This is a genomic window from Mumia sp., from assembly GCF_028803055.1.
In the GTDB taxonomy this organism is placed as follows: Bacteria; Actinomycetota; Actinomycetes; order Propionibacteriales; family Nocardioidaceae; genus Mumia.
The window spans coordinates 1-5,875 of record NZ_JARBCJ010000192.1; the positions used below are offsets into that span (position 1 = coordinate 1).

A 5,875-nucleotide genomic window follows, 5' to 3' on the forward strand; every position below is an offset into this window, starting at 1 on the left:
GTCATGCCGCGGCTACCGGAGGCGTGGGGCGCTCCCGAGCAGATCGTGATCGCCGCAGACCAGGCGTTCCGCTCCGGCTGTCTCTCGATCCAGGGCGCGACGCGCTGCGTCGAGGGCCAGCAGCGGTGGGGAGAGGACGGGAGGACGCTCGACCGCGAGATCACGATGAACGAGGCGGCGTCCTACGCGCCGTCACTCACCGTCGAGGCGGTGGGCGGCGCCGGACTCGACGCGGCGCTCCAGGACGGTCGGCTCGCCGGCGCCCGTGCGAGCTCGTACGCCGTCGACGACCCCCGCAACAGCGCGGCGGGTGCGATCGACGGGGATCCGGCGACGGGATGGATCGCGGCCGCCGACGATGCCGATCCCACCTTGACCCTCACGTGGGTGGGTGAGCGCCGGCTCGGAAGGCTGAAGGTCGAGACGAGCCGGCGGATGGCGGCCTCGCTCCCGGAGGAGGCGCTCCTCCGCTTCTCCGACGGCAGTGAGCGCGAGGTGACGTTCCGCGGCGGGATCGCCCGGTTCGAGCCCGTGGTCGCGGACTCGGTCGAGATCCACTTCCGGCAAACCGACATCCGCTCCACGATCGACGCGTTCGGCTTCACCAAGCCGCTGCCCGTCGGCATCAGCGAGGTGTCGGTGCCCGGTCGGTTCCAGCTCTTCCCCCAGCCGCCGCGCGACGACGCGCCGGCCGGTGCGTGCGGGAGCGGTCCGACGGTCGAGGTGGACGGTAAGCCTTACCGGACACGCATCGGCGCGAGCCCGGCCGAGGTGTTGAAGGGCGGTCCGTTCGCGGCATCGGTCTGCGGGGTGAGGACGATCGATCTCGACGAGGGCGAGCACCGCATCCGGGTGATCGGCAACGAAGCGTTCCGGCCGGTCTCGCTGGTGCTCGGTGATCTTGGAGACTCCGCGGGCGCGTCACCGGCGGCCACCCCGACGTGGCGCGCGACCGAGCGGTCGATCTCGCTGGAGGACGCTCCGGGGGACGGCAGCCGTCTGGTCACTGTCGCCGAGAACACCAACGCCGGGTGGCGCTCGTCCGAGGGGCGACCGATCCAGGTCAACGGCTGGCAGCAGGGGTGGGTCGTCGCGGCGGACTCCGACGAGCTGTCGCTCGAGTTCGGTCCTACCGCGAGCTACCGGGTCGGACTCGCCGTCGGTGCCGTCTTCTTTCTCGGGCTCCTGGTCGCCGTCGCCATGCTGCGGCGGCGACGGAGCGGTCTGCCGCCCGCACGGGAACGGCCGGTGCGCAGCGCGCTGCCCATGATCGCCGCGACTGCGGTGGTCGTCGGACTGCTGGCGGGGACGGTGGGAGTGGTCGCCGCGCTCGTCGGGCTGCTCGTCGGACTCGGCGTCCGGCGGTTCTCCTCGGAGGCTCTCGCCTGGGCGGCCGGGCTCCCGGTCGTCGTCGCGGCGGTCGCGTACGTGGTCCGGCCGTGGGCCTCGGACTCCGGGTGGGCCGGGCAGTTCGTGTGGCCTCAGCTGCTGGTGGTCTGCTCGCTGGGGCTGCTCGCCGCGACGGCCTCGGGCCGGGCCGGTCGACGGCCGATGTTCCGCAGGCGCAGGGCGGGGACCTCGACGACGCGGTAGACGATCTCCGCCACCACGACGCTGATGAGGAGCGTCAGCACGAAGAGCTCGATGCCGCGGCCGCGGAAGAGCTCCATGTCGCGCCAGTCGAAGACGAGGAAGATCACCGTCATGTGCACGCAGAAGATGCCGTACGAGATCTGACCGAGGTGGCGCAGCCAGCCGACCGAGAGGATCCTGCTGAACGCCGACGTCTCAGGCGCGAAGACGCCCGGGAGGATGACGAGCGTCGCGATGGCGGCGTAAAGCAGGTTGCGGGCTGCGCCTTCTCCCGCGGTGGGGATGTCGAGGGTCACCGGGCCCGCGACCGGCGTGGAGGCGATGGCGAACAGCGCGGCCGCCACCGCCCAGCACGTCCAGGGGCTCTGACCGAGGTGGCGGATGGCCCTGACGACGGTGCCGTCGGTCGTCGTCAGTGACGCGATCGCCAGGATGATCCCTCCGGCGAACCAGCTCAGGTAGCCGGGCAGCCACTGGTGGGCGAGCACCACGGAGGGGTCGACGACCGTGTAGCCCACCAGCAGCCAGCCGAGGCTGATGTAGACCAGCACCATCGTCCAGGAGATGAGGTCGCGCGCGGCCCAGGGGCTGCGGCACAGCGTCCGGACGACCAGCCATGCCAGCACGGGAAGGAGCAGGTAGAAGCTCACCTCGACGGCGAGGCTCCACATCTGCGCGAGGCCGGTCGGGAACTCCTCCCTGCCGTACAGCGTCGTCATCGTGAGCGCCTTCGTCCACTCGCCGACCGAGGCGCCGTCGTTCTCCTCGAGCAGGAGCATCGCGGCGACGACCGCGAGCCAGTAGGTCGGGAGGATGCGCAGCGCGCGCTTCCAGACGTAGCGCCCGGTGGGGGGCAGGGGCCGACCGTCGGCCATGGCGGCCAGGAAGGGTCGACCGAGCAAGAACCCGGACAGCACGAAGAAGATCGCGACACCGGCGTCGAGGCGCGCCGACATGGCACCGAGCTGGCCGCTCCCGTAGTAGCCGGCATGAAAGGCACAGTGCGTGGCGACGACGAAGATGGCGGCGATCGCGCGAAGACTGTCCAGGACGGGATAGACGCGAGGCTGCTCCCGCTCGTCGGGCCGGTCGCTCATCGTGCCTCCAGATTGCCGATCGAGATGCGGTCGACACAGATAGTGGCTCCCGGGGCCGGGTCGAAGGTGACGCTGTCGTAGACACCGTCGGTCCTGATCAGCAGGGTATGCAACCCGCGTCGGATGCCGACGTCGACCCGGTTGTCACCGGCCTCGAAGCGCAGCGTGGAGTCAGCCCCGGTGATGTAGCCGACCTCCACCCAGAACTGGTAGTCGATCGTCGAGGCACCGAGCGGCACCCGTGTCCGCTCGCTGATCAGCAGGCCGCAGCCGGAGTTGGGCTCGACCGGCACCTGGATGCCCCCGGAGACCCCGGCGTCGGTGATGTGACCGCTCGGGTCGAGGGCAGAGAGGTCGTTGCCCGCGACCGTGGTGGAGAACTGGTCGGAGACGGGGGCGAGGAAGTACTTCGGCTGGTTGTACGGGAACAGCAGGAAGCCGCCGAGGTCATCCATCGGCACCCCGTAGTCGGCCAACCGCGGAGGGCTGGGCGCGTCGTCGAGCGACTGCCGGGCGTTGCCGACGTAGGCGCGCGTCTGCCAGTTGTCGTGCCACGCGAGCGCGTACGGGATCGATGAAGCGGTCGCGCTGATCGCGACGAGGACGGCGCTTGCCGTGAGGAGAAGGCCTCGTCGCGGGACAAGAGGCACCGTCGCCCGGCGCTCGACCGTCTCGCGCGCACCCCGTAGCGGCAGCCAGGCGAGGCCGACGACGAGCGGGAGGAGTGCAGCGACGTCGGCGAGATAGCGGAACTCGGCGCCTACCACCGGGCCCATGACCCAGGCGCGACCCTCGCCCACGAGGTAGATCGTGACCGCGAGGTACGGCACGAAGACGAGCAGGACGCGCCACGCCCGGCGACGAGTGACGAGCAGGAAGAGGCCGGCTGCGATGACGACGAACCAGCTCGCCGTGACCAGGGCCTCGGGTGTGTCGGCGGTGAGCACGGGAGGACTCCAGTCGCTCCAGCGCCACGGGCCACCGAGGAGACCAGGGCCCAGCGACGTGCGCACGAGCGTGTCGGTGAGGGCGAGGTAGTCGACGTCGCCGTCCCCGGAGATCGGGTTGGGGACGTACACCACGTAGACGTAGAGATAGGCAGCGGTGAGCGCCGCATAGGCCATCCACGCCGTCCAGTACCGCCGGAGGCATCCGCCGATACGTGCCCACACCCCTCCCGAGGCGAAGTAGAGGAGCGCGATCATCACGAGGATGAACATGATGAGCAGCGTCTTCACGTAGGACAGGAAGCCGAGCGTGAGCCAGAGGGAGGTCCACGCCACGTATCGACGCTTGCCGGTCCGGAGGTAGAGCACGTGGGTCGTGACGCCCGCGAACAGCGCGATGTGGAGCGGCAGCTGGTTGAGGGAGACGGCCCACCACGTCACCGTCGGAAGGGTGAAGACGGAGAAGAGGTAGGAGGCGAGAAGCACCAGGATCTCGGGCCGGCTCCCGAAGAGCACCGAGAGCATGCGCCAGCACGCGATGCCGGCCATCGCCTGCAGGATCACCATCTCGGCCGCTGCGACCGGCCACACGAAGACGCCGGCAGAGCCCGTCAGCTGGGCGAGCGCGAGGCCCAGGGGCATGAACTGCGAGTCGTGCGCGGAGAACATCCAGCCGATGCCGGCGTCGCCGCGCGCCACGTCGGCCAGCCACTGGTAGTCGTCGGCGTAGAACCACGCCCCGGAGACGATCCACGCGCGGAAGGCGACGGAGACCGCGATGAGCACGAGCGCCCCCAGCGCCACCCGCTGGGCCCGGGACACGCCGGCGGGGATCGAGCCCCGGAGCGCGCGCTTGGTGTCCGCGGCAAGAGTAGTCACCGGACGGAGTGTAGCCATCGTCACGTCGGCGACCGGAGCCTTCCCTCACCTTCGGGGTCGCCGCCTGCGCCGTTTGCCGAATCGTTGTAGACGGGCGTGCCGCTGGGCCGCTACCGGCTGGTAGTGTCTGCCGCGTCTCATCGACTGTGAGGGAGTTCACGTGGGCAAGAAGACCGGGTTCGCTGCTGTTGTGATCGGCGCGTTCCTTCTGGTCTTGGCCGTTCTGGCCAAGACGTACGCGTACGACCAGCTGGCCGTAGTGCCGCTCGACCAGGAGTCCACGACGGTCTCCAAGACTGCCGAGGGCAAGGACGCGTCCTACCTGAACGTCGCCGCTCCGAGCGGCCCCGTGATCGAGTCGGGTCCGCTCGAGTCCCGTCGCGTCGTCGTCGGCCAGGTCGAGGCCGGCAAGGATGCGAGTGACGAGCTCGACAAGGACGTCGCGGTGTGGGACACGCTCTCCTACACGGCTCCTCCGGGCACGCCGGCCGAGGAGGCGCTCAGCGGCACGCGCGACGTGGTGCCGTTCGACCGCCACACCGGCGAGACGGTCCGGTGGGCCGGAGCCAAGACGGAGAGCACCGGCGTCGAGATCGAGCCGTTCAGCTTCTTCGGCAACTACTTCAAGTTCCCGTTCAACACGCAGAAGGAGTCGCTCGACTTCTGGGACGGCTCGCTCAAGAAGGCGGTGCCGGCCAAGTACGAGGGCACCGACGAGCTCGAGGGCCTCACCGTCTACAAGTTCGTCCAGACGATCGAGCCGACCAAGATCGCCGAGCAGCAGGTCCCGGGCAACCTCGTGGGCATGCCCGAGGCGTCCACCGTGGTCGCCGACCGCATGTACGGCAACGTTCGCACCCTGTGGGTCGAGCCGGAGACCGGTGTGATCATCAAGGGTCAGGAGGCCCAGCTCGCGACGCTCGACGTCGACGGCGAGACTCGCGCGACGATCACCGACGCGGAGCTGGCCTACGACGACGAGACGGTCAAGGCGACGGTCGACGAGTACAAGACGAAGGCCTCGCTCCTCGGGATGGTGCGCACCACCATCCCGCTGGTCGGCGCCATCCTCGGCGGACTGCTGATCATCGCCGGTGCGTTGCTGCTGCTCCGGGGACGCCGCGACGGTGACGACTCGACGCCCAAGCACACCTCGTCCGACGAGGACTCGCCGGCCGAGCCGTCGACCGCCAAGGCCTAGCGGTGTGACGTTGTCGTAGCGGCTGGCTACGATGACGGCGATGTCGACGCAGAGCACTGACCCCAGCCCACGAGACGAGCGCCCCCCCGACCCGGGCCCGGACGGCGGCGGTTACCCGCCTGCCGTGCACCCCAGCGCGGGGGGGGCCCCCCCGCACG

General features: G+C 70.0%; 4 protein-coding genes. 2 read left to right on the top strand and 2 right to left on the bottom strand.

All coding sequences use genetic code 11. The annotated features are described in order from the left end of the window. A partial coding sequence (locus tag PV363_RS15005; protein ID WP_301022738.1) for a hypothetical protein occupies positions 1 to 1,593 on the top strand: 1,593 nt, incomplete at its 5' end. Here the strand turns inward: PV363_RS15005 and PV363_RS15010 are convergent. Together PV363_RS15010 and PV363_RS15015 are read right to left on the bottom strand one after the other, a co-directional pair. Continuing rightward, positions 1,482 to 2,690: an acyltransferase gene (locus PV363_RS15010; protein ID WP_301022739.1), complete on the bottom strand. Its 1,209-nt coding sequence runs from the start codon at positions 2,688 to 2,690 to the stop codon at positions 1,482 to 1,484. The two genes, PV363_RS15005 and PV363_RS15010, sit on opposite strands and share 112 nt — an antisense overlap. Then, complete coding sequence (locus tag PV363_RS15015) at positions 2,687 to 4,516, bottom strand: hypothetical protein (RefSeq protein WP_301022740.1); 1,830 nt, start codon at positions 4,514 to 4,516, stop codon at positions 2,687 to 2,689. Before PV363_RS15015 ends, PV363_RS15010 begins: the two co-directional genes overlap by 4 nt. A 160-nt stretch (positions 4,517 to 4,676) precedes the next feature. Between PV363_RS15015 and PV363_RS15020 the strand changes: the two genes are divergently transcribed. After that, on the top strand, positions 4,677 to 5,717 hold the full coding sequence (locus PV363_RS15020) for a DUF3068 domain-containing protein (protein ID WP_220344440.1): 1,041 nt from the start codon (positions 4,677 to 4,679) through the stop codon (positions 5,715 to 5,717). Positions 5,718 to 5,875 lie beyond the last annotated feature (158 nt).

What these genes read in the sequence shown, in the direction of transcription:
- PV363_RS15010 (WP_301022739.1), bottom strand. Translation starts at nt 2,690, where the DNA reads ATGAGCGACCGGCCCGACGAGCGGGAGCAGCCTCGCGTCTATCCCGTC.